Here is a 16,375-nt window from a genome sequence, read left to right on the forward strand (position 1 = left end):
CAAGAAACTACGGTTTGCCCGCCCTCCCGCGGGCTTTTTTTTGCCTGAAGGAAACATCCACCCAGCGTTCACATATCGTTCAGCTTTCGTTGCCTATGATCGGCTCTCCACCCTCCTTCCCGGTCACCACAAGCCCATGTCGCGCGCTGCCTCCTCCCTGTTTCTGCTTGCTGCTTTGCTGTTTTTCTTCGCGCTGGGCAATTACCAATTGCAAGGTTCCACAGAGGCTCGAGTGGCCGGGATCGCCATGGAAATGCACCTGGACAACGATTGGGTGACACCACGCTTGTTCGGCGAGCCGTTTCTGGAAAAACCACCCTTGAGCCTATGGCTCGACGCCACGGCGATCCGCGTGTTCGGTGGCACCCCGTGGGCGGTGCGGCTGGCGTCGGCCTTTGCCGGGTTGTTCAGCGTGATGGTTCTTTACGCGATGCTGCGCCGATTCGGCCGCCCCAAAGAAATCGCGTGGACGGCGGGCATCCTGCTCGCAACCATGGCCAGCTACTGGAGCAATGTGCGTAGCGTCGGCGAAGACGCCTTGCTGGCCTTGGGTGTGACCGTGGCGTTGCTGGCGTTTTTCCAGGGTGTGAGGCAACCGCAACGCCAGTCGACGCTCGGTAATGCGTTGCTGTTTGCTTCAGGAATTGCCATCGCCACCTTGAGCAAAGGCGTGCTGGGCCTGGCGATGCCGGGCGTGGTGATTTTCGCGTATCTGTTGGTCGAAACCCTGATCGACAAACGCCTGACCCTCTCGGACTGGCTGCGCCCCGGACTGCTGACGTTGCTGGGGTTGGTGCCGTTGTTGGTCTGGCTCGCGTTGCTGTATCAGCGTGGTGGCATACAAGCGGTGACGGATGTATTGCTGACCAACAGCGTCGGGCGCTTTAGCGGTTCCTTCGTTGAAGCAGGGCATTACGAGCCGTTCTATTACTACCTGGCCAAGCTGCCGCAAGCGTTTTTACCCTGGAACATTCTGGTGTATCTGGGGCTGTGGCACTTTCGCAAAAGTCTGATGGCCAATCGTTACTTGTTGTTTTTTACGCTGTGGCTGCTGGCGCAGTTCGCCGTGCTGACACTGGCCTCGAGCAAACGCACCGTGTACCTGATGTCGATGACACCTGCGGCAGCGGTGATTGCAGCGGAATACGCGAGTGTGTTGTACGCAGGACTGAAGGCCCGTGAAACCGCCTCGACTGTGTTGGGTTGGATCGCACGGCATCGACGTGGAGGGGTCATCGGCGTGCTCGCCGTGGTGATGGGCAGCTACCTCGCCACCGCGCAATGGTTGCTACCCCAGGCTGATAGCAGCTTGTCCTTTGTGCCGCTGACTGCGCAGATTCAGACAATGCAGGATAACGGGCAGCACGTTGCCCTGTTCCAGGCCAATGAGCGAGTAGGTGGCGCCAGCGTGTTCTACGCCCAGCGCCTGTTCAAGGGCCTGGACACTGACGCGCAACTGCATGAGTTTCTGGCGGCGTCAGCGTCCAACGTGGCGGTCATGTCCGGTGATACCGAACCTGCCGCGCCGTTGAAGGTGATCAAGACATTGATGGTGGGACGACAGGCTTACTATTTTGTAAATCTGTAAGTGCTTCAGCGCTGCGCCGCTCGGCCTTTTGCAGCACCGGCACATCCAGCCTTGCCCGTCCATAGAACGCCAGGGCTGTCAGCAAGCACGCCAGCCAGACGAAGATCCCGGCCCAGAAGGTGTGGGACATGTAGTGCCAGCCTTGCAGAACGCGTGTGGTGCCGTAGACGAAACCGAGAATCAACGAGCCCCACAACACGGCTTTGGAAAAACGCCATTGGTAACGGCGTGCCACGAAGTACAGCGCGAGCATGGTGAAACCACCCGACGCATGACCACCGGGCCAGCAACGACCGTCGCCGGCTTCCCTGAACAGCTGGAAGTTGTTGTACCACTCCATGTGGGCAATTTTGCCGCCATAGAGGGTCGTTTCAATTGGGCAGTACACGCTGGTGTGCGCCTTGAGGAAATGGATCACGCCGGTGCAAACGGCAAACGCCACCACTACAAAAATGAAGTCACGGCGATGCTCGTAGGTAAACCGCAGCACGGAAGCAGCTTTGCTGCGCTCCAGAAAACCGCCGAGGCGTGGATGCTTTTGCGTATTGATCCGCGGCCAGACAAACGACAGCATCGCGCCGATCAAGGCGATTTCAGCGGTCCAGTTGGGAATGATGCGCGCCCACTTGTGGGTGAGCTTCTCAAAGAAGTGCACCTTGTCGAGCGGGAAAGTCTGGCTGACTGGATCAAAAAGAAGGTTGCTGAACGCGATATCGATTGTGGTCATGTCGAACATCAGGAAAACCACGGCCGCGCAAACCAGCGCAATACCGAAGTTCACCCAGTAAAAGCGGTGTCGGGAAAAATTCAGCATTGTGTGTCCTGATCCAGATAAAAAGTTATTCGGTGGTCACCGCGCTCCAGTCGGAGGCCTCAATGAAACCCAGCATGTGAGTCGTTTGCGGTGTTGGAGCGGAGATAAACAGCGAAGCGCCGTAATCCAGGGTGGAGACTGGCAACTTGAGGTCTTTTTCAAGTTGATCCATGCATTCACTGTGGGTCACCAGAACCAGATTGCGGCCCGCCGCTTTGTGCGCCAGCGCATCACGCAACATAGTGCCCTTGCAGCTGATTAGCCAGTCTTCGCCGACGCCTGCCTTGTTAAACATATAACTGGCGGTTTGCGCAGCCCGCAGGATCGGGCTGTGGTAAATGTCGGTTTTGTCCAGTCCGAGCCGTTGGAAGTGCGCGCCCACACTGGCCGCGACGCCTCGGGAACGCTCGGTGATGCCATCGTTTCCAACCAGGCAAGGGGCGGTGGAGTGATCGCAGCGCTCGACATGGCGCACCAGCACAATCATTTCGCCTTTGGCCCAACCGGCCGCCAATGCCTTGGCACCGGCAAAATTGCCATGGGCAAGGTCCGGCACAGCGGCGGGCTGCAACAGCCATAGCGTCAACGGGATCACCAGCAGCGCAGAGGCCAGCACCACCGCCGCATTACGAAAACGGGCATAGCGGCTCAAATCAATCGAGCGCTTTATCCCGAATAGATTCAGTCTCAATTCCACATCAGGCCGCCTCGCCGGCACGTACCACTGTCATTTAATCCCGGGAAGTTAGCGAGGCGTGCGTTGGCAGCAAGTGAAAGTCATGTGAAAAAAAGCTGAAACCCGCGCAAAGTCTTGTTACAGGATCCGTCCTACAAAATCCTTTCAGCTCTCGCGAATGCGGCCGATACAGACCTGCTACCTACTTTGCTGGCTCCCAAAAACAACAATCTTCCAGCCAACTGACGATCAAGAAACACATTGTTCCTGGAGGAATTGATGAATAGCTGGTTCGGCAATATCAGCGTGAACATGAAACTGGGCCTGGGGTTCGGCCTGGTCCTGGCTCTGACCTGCGTCCTGGCCCTGACCGGCTGGACAAGCCTGGGCAGCCTGATTGACCGCAGCAACTGGATGAGCGACATCACCCAGCTCAACGCCGGCCTGACCAAGTTGCGCGTGGTTCGCCTGCAATACATGCTGACCAACGGCGACGAAACCGCAGCGCAGAGTGTGCAGACCACCCTTGACGCCTTTTCCGCTCAGCAGCAGGCATTGCTGACCAAGTTCAAGAGCCCGGAAAACCTCAAGCTGCTCAAGGAACAAGGCAGCGTCATTGCGGCGTACCAGACGTCCCTGAACAAAATGCGCAGCGCCTACCGCACCGGCAATGGTGCCCGCGACGCCATGGGCGCCAATGCTGAAACTGCCGGCACGCTGATCGAAACCATCAGCACCCGCGTGCAGCAAATGCCGCTGAGCGATCAGCGTTTCGAACAATTCCAGGCCATCACCGCCGCCAAGGAAGCGTTCATCCTCGCCCGTTACGAAGTGCGCGGCTACACCGCCGCCACCAACGCCGAAACCGAGCAAAAAGCCGTCGGCCAACTGGATGCGGCGATTGCCAGCCTCAAAACGCTCAATGCGCAATTCGCCGACACTCAGCAAGACGCCTTGCGTCAGCTCGAAACCGCGCTGAACAATTACCGCAGCGCCTTGCAGGCCTACAAATCGGCCAGTTCCGACGCTGTGCAGGCTCGCAAGGAAATGACCGACCAGGGCGCCGCCATCGTGACCCTTAGCGATCAGCTGTATCAGATCCAGCTCGACCGCCGGGACGCCGAGAGCGCCCAGGCCCGCACCCTGCAATTGATCAGCATCTTGCTCGCGTTGCTGGTTGGCGTGATTGCCGCCGTGATCATCACCCGTCAAATCACCGGTCCGATTCGTGACACCCTGGCCGTGGTTGAACGCATTGCCAGCGGTGACCTGTCCCAGGACATCAAAGTCACCCGCCGTGACGAACTCGGCGTGTTGCAGCAAGGCATCGCGCGCATGGGTGTGACCCTGCGCGACCTGATCAGCGGCATCCGCGATGGCGTCACGCAAATTGCCAGCGCCGCCGAAGAACTGTCGGCCGTGACCGAACAAACCAGTGCCGGGGTGAACAGCCAGAAGATCGAGACCGACCAGGTCGCCACGGCCATGCACGAGATGACGGCCACCGTGCAGGAAGTCGCGCGCAATGCTGAAGAAGCCTCGCAAGCCGCCGCAGCGGCAGACGGCGAAGCCCGCGAAGGCGACAAAGTGGTCAACGAAGCCATCGCCCAGATCGAGCGTCTGGCCAGCGAAGTGGTGCGTTCCACCGAAGCCATGAGCGTGCTGCAACAGGAAAGCGACAAGATCGGCAGTGTCATGGACGTGATCAAAGCCGTCGCCGAGCAGACCAACCTGCTGGCGCTCAACGCTGCGATTGAAGCGGCCCGTGCCGGTGAAGCCGGTCGTGGTTTTGCGGTGGTGGCCGATGAAGTGCGGGGCCTGGCCCAGCGTACGCAGAAATCCACCGAAGAAATCGAAGGCCTGGTGGCCGCTCTGCAGAACGGTACGCAACAAGTGTCGGCGGTGATGAACAACAGCCGTGCGCTCACCGACAGCAGCGTCGCCCTGACCCGCAAGGCCGGCGCGTCGCTGGAGAACATCACCCGCACGGTGTCCAACATCCAGTCGATGAACCAGCAGATCGCCGCCGCTGCCGAACAGCAAAGCGCGGTGGCCGAAGAAATCAGCCGCAGCATCATCAACGTGCGCGACGTGTCCGAACAGACCGCCGCCGCCAGCGACGAAACCGCCGCCTCCAGTGTTGAACTGGCGCGGTTGGGTGGTCAGCTGCAACAGATGGTCAGCCACTTCCGCGTTTGACGCTCCGTCAGCGCTGAGTCAACGATCCAATCGCGAGCAAGCTCGCTCCCACAGGTACGGGGTCGAACACAGAATTTGTGAACGACCCCGTACCTGTGGGAGCGAGCTTGCTCGCGAAGGCTGTCTACCTGCCGGCGAAGATGTTCATGCCTCCCACGGATTGATTACTTCAATCCCTGAAAACTCGAAGTCCCGTATATTGCGGGTGGCTATCGAAGCCCCGTGACTTCGGCAAATGGCGGCAATTTGCGCATCTGCCATTGAAACCGCTCTCCCCTTTGCTTCAGCACCTGCGACCAGCGTCGCGTACTCGACAGCGGCATGGGCATCAAACGGCAAAATACGCCCGGCAAAGTCCTCTTCGAACATGGCCATCGCATGAGATTCCAGTTTCTGCTTACGTTTGCCAAACGGAAGTCGCGCGATGCCGTGAAGAATTTCCGCCACAGTTATTGCACTGATCGCCAGATCCATCGCGGGCAGCGCATCGACCCAATCCAATACGGCTGGCTCCGGCTCGACACGCATAAATTCAGAAAGCACATTGGTATCGAGCACTATCATTCAGAAAAATCCACCGCAGTCGCTTTTTCTGAACGCTCTGGCAGATCAAGCTCCACTCCACCGACAGCGCTGAATCTGTTGCGTATCCGGCTTCCAAGTCCACCGGCGCGATCAACCGTCGCCAAGGCCCTGCCCAGAATCAGGCGAGCCTCCTCCTCCATGGAATGTCCGTTGTGAGCCGCCGTGATACGCAACTGCTCCTTTAGCTTCTCATCGAGGTTTCGAATTGTGATGCTGGCCATGATGCCTCCTGCAATCAATGAAATCATTGATTGCAGGCTAGCACATCCTCCCTGGCCAAAACCCGGCAATCTTCCGAACGGCCAATGTCACCACTCACCGCGTCCCGCGCTGACGCAAGGCCGACGGCATGAAGTACGCGTCTTCCGGCACCGCTTGGGCGAAGTCGACGGTTTCCGGTTCTTCGTTGTCCAGGTTCTGCACGTAGTAACGACGCGCCTGCAAGTCATGGAAGACGTCCATCGCACTCCAGGTGGTGGGCAGGTCGTAGAAGTTTTTCAGGTAGGCCATCGACACCCGCCACAACTCCCCTCGCCCGTCATATTGATCCACCAGCGCGGCGCCCCAACTGTCCTCGTCCAGAAACAGCACGCGCTTGGAATAGATGTGCCGCGCGCCCGGCTTGAGCGTGCCTTCGACCACCCAGACCCGATGCAGCTCATAACGGGTGTATTGCGGGTTGAGGTGGCCCGGTGTGAGCAACTGCGCGTACTTCACCTCAGGGCTGCCGACTTTGTAGCTGTTGTAGGGAATGTAGACCTCTTGCTTGCCCTTGAGCTTCCAGTCGTAGCGGTCCGGCGAGCCGTTGAACAGGTCGGTATCGTCCGCCGTGCGCAAGCCGTCGGATGAGGCGATCGGCGTGTCATACGCCAGGTTCGGCGCCCGCCGCACACGGCGTTGGCCGGCGTCGTAGACCCAGGCCTGGCGCGGGTCCTTGAGCTGGTCCAGGGTCTCGTGAATCAACGCCGCACCGCCGGCCAGCCGGGCCGGGCTCTTCACGAATGCCAGGTAGTAAAACAGGATGTTTTTCAGGTCGGCGAACTGACCGCCCGGACGGTAGTAGTTGAACATCCCCTCCTGCTGCGAGGTCACCAGCGCGAAGCTGCCGTTGCGCTGTACCGGCGCTTCGGAGGCACGACGGACCACGTAGATGCCGCGATAACGGGTGATGTGGTTCCACAGCGCCTCGACGCCATCCTTGGGCACGGGGAACGGTACGCCGCCATAGGCATCGGCAAAACCGGTTCCGCCGTCGAGCAGCTTGGCCGAAGTCGCGTTCTTGAAGGTGTTGTCATACAGCCACTGCGGCGCCGACCCCGAACGACGAGAGGTATAGACCGGCATCTGGAAGGTGTCGGGGTAGCTGTTGAACAGCGCGATCTGGCCCGGGCTGAGGTGGGCCTTGTACTGGTCAAGGTTGGCCTTGGTGATGGTGAACAAGGGCTTGTCCGCCGCATACGGGTCCGGGTGATGCTGACCCGGTTTGTAGCCTGCCGGCGCCTGGGTGATGCCGCCGCTCCAGGCCGGAATGGTCCCGGCCGCGTTGCCGGCACGCTCGGCACCCAGCGGCGTCAGCGTGGTTTTCAATTGCTCGGCTTGTTGCGGCGTGATGGCGGCCATTGCGCTGCCGGTGGCCAGGCTCAGGGCCAGCACCAGTGCAGTCTTGGTGAGTCGTGAAGTGTGAAACATGATCGTTCTCCGAAATACAAAAACCTGTGGGAGCGGGCTTGCCCGCGATTGCGGTGGGTCAGCCAACATTGATGTCGAATGTGCTGCCGTCATCGCGGGCAAGTCGGATCGCCGCACCGCCGCTCCCACAGGGAGATGAGCTGCCGCGACGTTTGTTCTTGGCAATCAAAGGAAGTACTTGAGGTTGAAGCCGACGTTATCTCGGTCGCGAACACCGTTGTCCTGCCCGCCGCCGTAGAACTCGGTGTATTGCAGCTCGGCCTCCAGCTTGTTCTGGTAGTTGGCCTTGATCCCCAGGGTGTAGGCCTTGCGGCCGTCGATCGTGTTGCCCGCCTGATAGCTGTTGCCCTTGAAGTCATCCTTGTAGACAACGTAGGGCGAGACGTTGACCCCGGCGTACACGTCGTTCCAGGTGCCGTTGAGCATCGCGGTGTAGCTGTAGGAGTTGCGGTTGACCTGGTCGCTGCGCTCACCGCCGGACACATAGGAAAAGTTGCCGGTGCCCGCGTAGTAACGGGTGCTGCCGTCAAAAGCGGTGTATTGCAGATCGCTGCCGCGCAAGTGCTCGGAGGCGAGTTCGAACACGCCGAACATCGAGTCGAACGACAGGCTCGGGCCAAAGTTGTAGATGGTGCCCAGGGACGTGTTGAACGCTTCCACCCGCTCGGCGTTATTGATCTGGCTGTCGAGCGTGACCATCTGCCCGCCAATGTTGATGGTCTTGCCGGACGCGGCCGCAGCTGCGCCATTGGCCAGGTCGCCGATCAGGTCGTTGGTGGCGGCGACACCGATGGGCAGGTTCGGCCGATACGCGACTTCACCGAACACTGACGCCTCGCCCAGGGTGGTGTTGAAGCTGAAGCCGTACATGCGGATGTCTTCGGCGTAGCGACGATGGGCCTGAATACTGCCCAACACATCAATGGTCGTCAGGCCGTTGGCCAGTTGCCCCGCCTGACTGCCCGCCACACCGGACAACACGTTAGTCAGCGCGTTGATGTCGACGCCTTGGTACCCGCCCAGGTCGGCGGAAATGGTCGGTTCCTTGGCGTGGTAATTGACCATGTACACGCCGAACTCGGTGCTGTTGAGTTCTTCTGCAATGTAGCGAAAGGCAAAGCCGAACTGACCGTCGTTGCGCGCGTTGTAATCCTTGCCGACCGAGGCCACCTTGAGGGTGTTGCCGAAGGCCGGGGTCACGCCGTTTGCGTAAAGGCCGGTGGTGCTCAGGGCCTGGTTGAGCAATGGATTGTTGCCCAGTGCGGTGTACAGACCGATCACGTTGCCGAAGCCGGGAACCGGCGTGTCCAGCGCGGTGTTGCTGAAGTTGTTGTAGCCCGTATTGCCACCGTCGGCGAACAGGTCCGTCTGCGAGTAGAAGGTGCCGACCGGGTCGATGCGGGTTTCCTTCCAGTTCGTCTGGTAGAAGCTTTCCAGGGTCAGGCTGTCGGTCAGGCCAATATTGAAGCTGAGCGCTTCCACCGGCACCAGCACTTCCTTGACTTCGGCCCCGGGCAACCGGTACTTGGCGGCGTCTACCGGGTTGGTGGTGTTGATCCCGCCACGGTAGAAAATCCCCTCGCCCCAGTTGAACACCTGGCGCCCGACACGGGCCGTGACAGGCATTTGCGCAACGTCCCAGTTGCCATAAAGGTAAGCATCGAGCATCTCCACCCGGCTGCCGGCGATGTCGCGAGTCTGGCCAGTGAAGTGGTCGTCCTGGGGGTAACTCTGGCTAGGTTGCGACGGGTTGTTGTTGCGGTAGTAATCGTTGCGCTTGTCCATCAGTTGGGTGTCATAGAACGCGGTGCCGCGCATGAACATCCCGTAGTTCTGATAGTTGGCCTCAAGTTCCGAAGTGATCTTGTACACCTCGGAAACCAGCCCGGTGTCGAAGTTGCGATTACCGTCGTTGGTGTTGACGTCATCGTTGTTTTTGTCCCGGCCCTGGACCCGCCACAAGCGGCCATAAGACAAGGTACTGTCGAACGAACCCGTGACCTGTTTGTCCAGCACACTGAATTCCACGGCTTGCACGCCGTCGACCGCGCACAGTTGCAGCAGCCCTGCCAGGCCGACGCCAGGTAGCGCCGCGCCAGACAGGCGTAATCGAGTGCTCATGATCTGTTCCTCTTCCCTGGTTTTATTGTTTTTTTGGTGTCTGTGTGAGCGGTTAACGTTGCCGCGATGGCTAGGGCGCCAACCCCGCATTGACATAAATCCGGCTGTGCGCGCCGAAATGTCCCAGCAGCGTGAACAGCTGCTGATTCAGTGCCGGGTGGTCGTAGTCTTCGCGCTTCACTTGATTACTGGCGCTGAAATCGCGGGTGACCGGTGCCGTGTCCAGCCACTGCCCGATGGCGTCATCGAACGCGGCGGATTCTTCGGCGGACTCGGCACTCACCACCTCGCGCAGGTAGTCCACCGAGTACGGCGGGTAGCGAACGTCTTGTACGAGGTCGGCGTAAGCCTTGAGCATCGGGTGTGGCTGGCCTTCGCGCAGCAAGCGACGCAGCCAGGTCGACTGATATTTCTCCACTTCCATGTGCCGGGTCGCGACCCGTTCAATGGCCGCGTGCTTGTCGGCATCGAAGCCGGCCAACGCCTTGCTTTCCAGCAGCAACAGGCTCGCCAGTTCGACGCCGGGCAGCGGCTTGGCGTGATAAGGCTGGGTCAGGTCCTGGACGTGGTGCAAACCCCAACCGAGAAAACGATAGCCCCAGTAAGGATGGCCGCTTGCAAACGCCAGTCGCGCCAACCCCATGTACTGGTAGGCACGCCAGTCCGGCCAACTGCGCTGAAGAAATCCGGCCGCGGCATACACCACCGAGCTCTCATGGAAGAAACCCATATGAAACGGCGCCTGGGAGCTGTACTGAAACCGTGCGTCGCCGAAAGACTGCGCGCCGAAGCCGTACAACGCGCCCACCTCGCCTGGGTTGTCGCTGAACAGGTTGATGTCATGGCCGTAATCCGGTTCATCGGCGGCGCTGGCCAACACGGCCAGGGGCGCGACTTTTTCGCCGTCAGCCACACGGATGAAACGCTGGCGGTTCCAGGGTGAGAGCGTCTGCTCGACCATGACCTGTTCGGCTTTCAGGTGTTCACGCTCGGGCAAATCCTTGCCCGGCAATGGCTGGATAACCATGGCCAGATGAATGTGGGGATTGATCCGCAACGCGGTGAGGAAGTCGTGTCGCAGATTGTCCCCAGGCTCGGCTGGCAGCCGCAGGTTATCGGGGCGCGGCGGGTACTGGGCGAAGTGCTCGCGGGCGAAGCGTTCCTGCTCGTCCAGCAGCGCGATCACGGCGGGGTATTGTTGCGCGAGAAACTGCTCCAGCGGCTCGACTTCAACCTGAGGGGCTTCGCGCAAGGCCGGCAAATCCTGCAACGCCAGGTAGCTGCCCACCGTATGGTTGGACCAACCCCACGCCATCGGGGCGGTTCCACAAAGCAGCAGCAGGAGAAAGGTCAGCTTCATTGCTTTTGGTTCTTATTGGATGTGCTGTGGGGTTGAGCCTAACAACCGACCCTGTCCCTGACACTGTCCAATCTCACCAGAAAAGCTCTCCGATAGCGCCACGCCCCGGTGCAAAAAACACCACCGTCCCCCGTAGGAGCCGAGCTTGCTCGCGATAGCGGTGTGTCAGTCAACAGTCATGCTGGCTGACATACCGCTATCGCGAGCAAGCTCGGCTCCTACAGGGATTTGAGGTGTCTGCTAGGCGGGGTAGCCGGTGATTTTGCGGATGCTTTGATACAGCGGCTTGAGCTGGCGGTACATGCGCAGGTACACCTCTTTATACAGTCGCTCATAGACCTGCTGCGCCTCGGGTTGCGGCATGAACACCGCACCGACCCGCGTCATGGCCGCCATCGCCGTGGGAAAGTCCGCGTACAGACCCAGCCCCACCGCGCAGCAAATCGCTGCGCCCAGGCCGGACGCTTCATAGACATGCGGACGCTCCGCCGGCAGGCCGAAAATGTCGGCCGTGAGCTGCATCGCCGCATCACTCTGGGAGCCACCACCGGCAACACGCAAACGCGTGACGGAGACTTTCGAGCGCTTCTCGATTTTCTCCAGGCCCTGACGCAAGGCATACGCCAGGCCTTCGAGGATCGCCCGATAGATATGCGCGCGGGTATGCACATCACCGAAGCCGATCATCGCGCCCTTGGCCTCCACACCCGGTTCGCGGATGCCGGGCGACCAGTAGGGTTGCAACATCAGCCCCATGGAGCCCGGCGGCACCGCATTGACCAGCGCATCGAAGAGTTGCTCGGGCTCGATGCCCTGCGCCTTGGCCTGCTGCATTTCCCGCAGGCCGAACTCGTTCTTGAACCAGCTGACCATCCAGTAGCCGCGATAGATCATCACTTCGCAGTTGTAATGATCCGGCAGCGCAGACGGGTAAGGCGGAATCAACGGGACGATTTCCAGGTAGCGCGACCGGGTGCTGGTAATCGTCGCCGTGGTGCCGTAGGACAGGCACACCGTACTCGCGTCGACGACGCCGGAACCCACCACTTCACAGGCCTTGTCGGCACCCGCGGCGATCAGCGGCAACCCTTCGGGAATACCGGTGTGGCGGCTGGCTTCAGCGGTGATGAAACCCAGGGTTTCGCCGGGCTTGTGCAGGCTCGGCAATTGCTCGGGGCGCACCGCCAATGCCTGCCATTTCCAGTCGCTGGGCGCGGCCCATTTCAGACGTTTGAAATCGAACGGCAGGTAGCCGACGCAACAGCCCACGGAATCGACAAAGCGCCCGCACAGGCGATGGGTGAGAAACCCCGAGAGCAGCAAGAACTTGTCGGTCGCCGCCCACACTTCAGGCTGGTGCTTCGCGATCCAGTTAGCCTCCGCCTGGGCGCGAAAATAATCCACGGTGGCTTGCGCGCCGACCAGTTTGAACAGCCAGCCCCACGGTCCCTTGATGCCGCCTTCGACTTCAGCCTGGCGCTGATCGAGCCACAGGATCGCCGGGCGCAGCGGCTTGCCGTGGGCATCGACGTTGATCAAAGTACCGCGCTGGGTGGTCAGGGAAACGCCGGCAATCTGTGAACGATCGATACCGGTTTGCTGCCACACCTGCTGGCAGGCCTCCCCCAGTTTCGCCCAGTAATACTCCGGGTCCTGCTCGGCCCAGCCCGGTCGAGTCGAATAATAGGCCTGCAACTCGACCTTGCCTTTGCCCAGCAAATTGCCCTGCAGGTCGAAGAGCAGCGCGCGCACGCTTTGGGTGCCATTGTCGATGGCCAGCAGGTAACGCTTGTTCGGGTGGTTATCCATGGAGCTCTCTTCAATGGGCATGGGTCGCGCACATTCCTGAATTTCTCATAATCCGAAGCACCCGTAGCCCTGTAGCAGCTGTCGAGCGAAGCGAGGCTGCGTCCGAGGACAGCGTTCTCGCAATCCCTGCCCCGGTGGTTTATCTGAAACATCGGGGTGAGGGTTTTACGACGGCTTCGCCGCCGAACGCTGCCTCGCTGCGCTCGACAGCTGCTACAGGGCTGCAGGGTCGCAGGGCAAACCGTGATGACGTTGCCACAACGCCTGGTAGCGCTGCTGCTCCTGCTGCCAACGCTCGTCGTCCCAGCCCAGTCGTGGTTGGCAGAGTTGGCGAATAGCAGTGAAATAATCCTCGCCACCGCGCGTCAGCAACAGGCCCAGACGGGTTCGGCGCAGCAGCAGGTCATCCAGGTGCAGGACCATTTCCGACTCGCAGGCAAAGGCCAGTTCCGCCCACAACGTATCCGTGGCGCCGACCGTGTCATGACCTAATTCTGCGAGCAGCTCCGCCAGCCTCGGCAGATCACGGCCATGCCGCCCCGCCAGACGCCGCCACTGGCTGCCACTGAGCCCCGGGATCGCCAGCGGCGGTACGGCGGCAAACACCGGCCCGGCGTCATCATCGAAGGGACGTTCGAGCATGTTCGCGCAGGCCTTGAGCACTTCGATGGCCTGCGGGCGAAAGGTGGTCAACTTGCCGCCAGCCAGGGTCACGCAGCCAGGCTCCTGCCACAGCACATGCTCGCGGGTTTCATTCGACGGTTTGCCTTGATGTTCACCCGCCGCACTGCCCACCACCGGGCGCACCCCGGACCAGGTCGACAGCACGTCGTCAGCGACTACCTCTGCGTGGGGAAATTGTTGAGTACAGGCCGCCAGCAAATAGTCGAGTTCCTCGCGGCTGATGCTCGCGCTCTGGTCCAGGTCTTCGTGATGATCGAGGTCCGTGGTGCCGACCACCGTGGCGCCCTCCCAAGGAAAAACGAACACCGGTCGACGGTCGCGCTCGTGCAAGAAGGTGAAAGCCTGCGCCACGGGCAGACGCCAGCCCGGTAGCAACAAGTGACTGCCCCGCAACGGGCGCAACTGACGAGGGGCATCGGGCAGGCGCAAGCGCTCGGCCCAGGCGCCGGTGGCCACGGCCAGCACACCACAACGCAAGGTCAGCAATCCGTCACCCTCGCAGTCCTTGACCTGAACCCCGCAAACGCGCCCCTCTTCACGCAGCAATCGCTCCACGCGCACGCCGTTGAGTACCACGGCGCCGTCGCCTCGCGCCTCGCCTAAAACGCGCATCACCAGACGCGCATCATCGGTCAGCGAATCGACAAAACAGGTGCCGCCCAGCAGGTCATCTTCCTTCACGCCCGGCGCCAGATAATGCAGTTGTTGCGCGTCATGGAAGCGATGGCTGCGCCGCCCGGCCAACGCGTCATAGATGGACAACAAACCACCCAGCACCCGTGGGCCGGGAAAGCCGCCACGGTAATGCGGCATCATGAAACTCATCGGTTCCACCAGCCCCGGCGCTTCGTCGAGCAGGCGCTGGCGTTCGCGCACCGAATCACGGGTCAGGCGCCATTGGCCCTTGGCGATGTAACGCAAACCGCCATGGACCATTTTCGAGGATCGGCTGGAGGTGCCCCAGGCGAAATCGCGCTGTTCCAGCAGCAGGCAGCGCCAGCCACGGCGCGCCGCCTCGCGCAGGATACCGGCGCCGCTGATGCCGCCGCCGATCACGATCAGGTCCCAGGTTTCATCCGCCAGCGTCGGCAATACGTGCTGTCGCCACGCGGCGTTCCAGTCCAGGCTCATGGCCGTCACTCCTGCAACAGCGTGCCAGGGTTGAGGCGCCCGGCCGGATCAAAATGTCGGCTCAGCGCCTGCAAGGTGTCCATCGCCAGCGCGCCCTTCTCGCGCAGCAGGTACGGCGCGTGGTCCTTGCCCACGCCATGCTGGTGACTGATGGTGCCGTGGTTGTCGACGATGGTCTGGCTGGCCGCGTGCTTGAGCGCCTGCCAGCGCGCCAGGGTGGCGGGATAGTCCGCCGCCGGGCGAAACACATAGGTGGTGTAGATGCTCGACCCTTCGCCGTAGACATGCGACAGGTGAGTGAACACGTGCACCCGCTCGCCCTCAGCCGCCAAGGCGTCGCGCAGGCTGTTTTCGATCAGGGTGAGCAGGTTGTCGACATTGCTCCAGTCGGTAGCGGTTTCCAGGGTGTCGACCACGTAACCGGCGTTCCACAAGTTCTCGCGCAGGTAGGGAAAACGGAAGCGGTTCTGCGCCCACTTCTTGCCGAGCAAGGTGCCGGTAAACACCCCGCCAAAAGCCTTTAGGTGCTGGCGGGCCTGGCTCAGGGACAGCGCATTTTGCTTGCGATTACCGGTCACGCCGAACGTCAGCAGGCATTTGCCCGCACCGGCGCCGCGCAGGTTCAGGTACTTTTCCAGCCAGGCGATCTGTTGCGGGTGACCGGCCAACGCCAGTTGGGTTTCGGTTTCCACCGCGTTGGACAGGCGCAGCATCGACAGCGGCACGCGCGCCTGGGCCAACTGGCGGATGGCTTGCAGCGCCTGGGTCCAATCGGGCAGAAAGACCCCGTAGAAACGTTCATCGGCCGGCAGGGCGCTGATCCGCACTTTGACCTCGGAAATAATCCCGAAACGGCCCTCGCAACCCAACACCACTTCGCGCAGATCGGGCCCGGCGGCCGAGGCCGGGAACGTTGGAATATCTAAAGGTCCGGCGAAGGTTTCCAGAGTGCCGCCAGCGAACAGTTGCTCGATTCGCCCGTAGCGCAACGATTGCTGGCCACTGGAGCGACTGGCGACCCAACCACCGAGGGTCGAGAGCTCCCACGACTGCGGAAAATGCCCCAGCGTGTAACCCCGGGCGCGCAACTGACTTTCCACCTGTGGCCCGCTGGCGCCGGGGCCGAAGGTGGCCAGCAGGCTCTGTTCGTCGAGGTCCAGCAGGCGATTCATGCGGGCCAGGGACACCGTCACCACCGGCCGCGCGGAACTTGGCGGGTTGATGTGCCCGGCCACCGAGGTGCCGCCGCCATATGGAATCAGGCACAAGTCCTGTTCATGAGCGAGCACCAGCAATTGGCGAATCTGCTCGGCCGTCTCGGGAAAGGCCACGGCATCGGGATAATTCCCCAGCGCGCCTTCACGCAACGCCAGCCAGTCAGGCAGGCTCTGACCCCGGGCATGCAGCAAACGATCCTGCACACCCACGCTGTACAAGGCGTGTTCCTGCAGCCGCGATGCCGGCACACGGGCCAATGCCGTCTCAAGCGTGGCATCGGGCAGCGCTCGACCGTCACCCAACCGTTGCGCGAGAAAACTCGCGCCCTGGGCCGGCAGTTCGACCACCGTGGTTGCATCTCCCCAGCCGTTCCAGCGTCGCATGCGTGTGTCCTTTTGCGGTTCTGATCAGTGAAATTTCAGGCCCCCATACTAATCAGCGGCCCGAAAGTGTCACGGTCGCATCCGGCCAGTTCGAGTAGCCAATTGAGTCAAACGTCGC

The 16,375-nt window shown here is 61.1% G+C and carries 12 protein-coding genes and 1 pseudogene; 3 read left to right on the forward strand and 10 right to left on the reverse strand.

Annotation, left to right across the window (positions count from 1 at the left end; all coding sequences use genetic code 11):
• Window positions 1–136: 136 nt before the first annotated feature.
• Window positions 137–1,588 carry a phospholipid carrier-dependent glycosyltransferase gene (locus C7534_RS25980; protein WP_109787486.1) on the forward strand — a complete coding sequence of 484 codons (1,452 nt, stop codon included), beginning with the start codon at window positions 137–139 and terminating at the stop codon, window positions 1,586–1,588.
• On the opposite strand, the gene C7534_RS25985 is transcribed toward C7534_RS25980, so the two are convergent.
• Complete coding sequence (locus C7534_RS25985; RefSeq protein WP_109787487.1) at window positions 1,539–2,402, reverse strand: phosphatase PAP2 family protein; 864 nt, start codon at window positions 2,400–2,402, stop codon at window positions 1,539–1,541. The two genes, C7534_RS25980 and C7534_RS25985, sit on opposite strands and share 50 nt — an antisense overlap.
• A gap of 25 nt (window positions 2,403–2,427) precedes the next feature.
• Entirely contained in the window at window positions 2,428–3,099 is a 672-nt protein-coding gene (locus C7534_RS25990; RefSeq protein ID WP_109787488.1) for a histidine phosphatase family protein, read from the reverse strand.
• A gap of 393 nt (window positions 3,100–3,492) precedes the next feature.
• On the opposite strand from C7534_RS25990, the pseudogene C7534_RS33385 reads away from it, so the two are divergent.
• Together C7534_RS33385 and C7534_RS33390 are read left to right on the forward strand one after the other, a co-directional pair.
• Window positions 3,493–4,371, forward strand: a pseudogene (locus tag C7534_RS33385) (methyl-accepting chemotaxis protein); the annotation flags it as partial.
• Between the two features lie 201 nt (window positions 4,372–4,572).
• The gene (locus C7534_RS33390; RefSeq protein ID WP_371916723.1) at window positions 4,573–5,277 is read left to right on the forward strand and encodes a methyl-accepting chemotaxis protein; all 705 of its coding nucleotides are present in this window, start codon (window positions 4,573–4,575) and stop codon (window positions 5,275–5,277) included.
• Window positions 5,278–5,421: 144 nt separating this feature from the next.
• Here C7534_RS33390 and C7534_RS26000 read toward each other — a convergent pair whose 3' ends face one another.
• From C7534_RS26000 to C7534_RS26040, 8 genes are all read right to left on the reverse strand, one after another.
• Window positions 5,422–5,841 (reverse strand): type II toxin-antitoxin system VapC family toxin, encoded by a 420-nt coding sequence (locus tag C7534_RS26000; RefSeq protein ID WP_109787489.1) that lies wholly within the window; start codon window positions 5,839–5,841, stop codon window positions 5,422–5,424.
• Window positions 5,838–6,083, reverse strand: coding sequence for a FitA-like ribbon-helix-helix domain-containing protein (locus tag C7534_RS26005; RefSeq protein ID WP_109787490.1), 246 nt, complete (start codon window positions 6,081–6,083; stop codon window positions 5,838–5,840). Before C7534_RS26005 ends, C7534_RS26000 begins: the two co-directional genes overlap by 4 nt.
• A 94-nt stretch (window positions 6,084–6,177) precedes the next feature.
• A complete protein-coding gene (locus tag C7534_RS26010; protein WP_109787491.1) occupies window positions 6,178–7,551 on the reverse strand; it encodes a DUF1329 domain-containing protein in 1,374 nt (457 codons plus the stop codon).
• A gap of 165 nt (window positions 7,552–7,716) precedes the next feature.
• Window positions 7,717–9,672, reverse strand: a complete 1,956-nt coding sequence (locus C7534_RS26020; protein ID WP_175648961.1) for a DUF1302 domain-containing protein — start codon at window positions 9,670–9,672, stop codon at window positions 7,717–7,719.
• A 70-nt stretch (window positions 9,673–9,742) separates the two neighbouring features.
• Window positions 9,743–11,032 (reverse strand): phospholipase, encoded by a 1,290-nt coding sequence (locus tag C7534_RS26025; RefSeq protein WP_109787492.1) that lies wholly within the window; start codon window positions 11,030–11,032, stop codon window positions 9,743–9,745.
• Between the two features lie 240 nt (window positions 11,033–11,272).
• Window positions 11,273–12,841 carry an FGGY-family carbohydrate kinase gene (locus C7534_RS26030; RefSeq protein ID WP_109787516.1) on the reverse strand — a complete coding sequence of 523 codons (1,569 nt, stop codon included), beginning with the start codon at window positions 12,839–12,841 and terminating at the stop codon, window positions 11,273–11,275.
• Window positions 12,842–13,054: 213 nt separating this feature from the next.
• Window positions 13,055–14,656 (reverse strand): glycerol-3-phosphate dehydrogenase/oxidase, encoded by a 1,602-nt coding sequence (locus C7534_RS26035; protein ID WP_109787493.1) that lies wholly within the window; start codon window positions 14,654–14,656, stop codon window positions 13,055–13,057.
• A 5-nt stretch (window positions 14,657–14,661) separates the two neighbouring features.
• Window positions 14,662–16,257 (reverse strand): FAD-binding oxidoreductase, encoded by a 1,596-nt coding sequence (locus C7534_RS26040; RefSeq protein WP_109787494.1) that lies wholly within the window; start codon window positions 16,255–16,257, stop codon window positions 14,662–14,664.
• Between the last annotated feature and the right edge of the window lie 118 nt (window positions 16,258–16,375).

The sequence above is a fragment of the Pseudomonas sp. OV226 genome (genome assembly GCF_003148705.1).
GTDB lineage: Bacteria > Pseudomonadota > Gammaproteobacteria > Pseudomonadales > Pseudomonadaceae > Aquipseudomonas.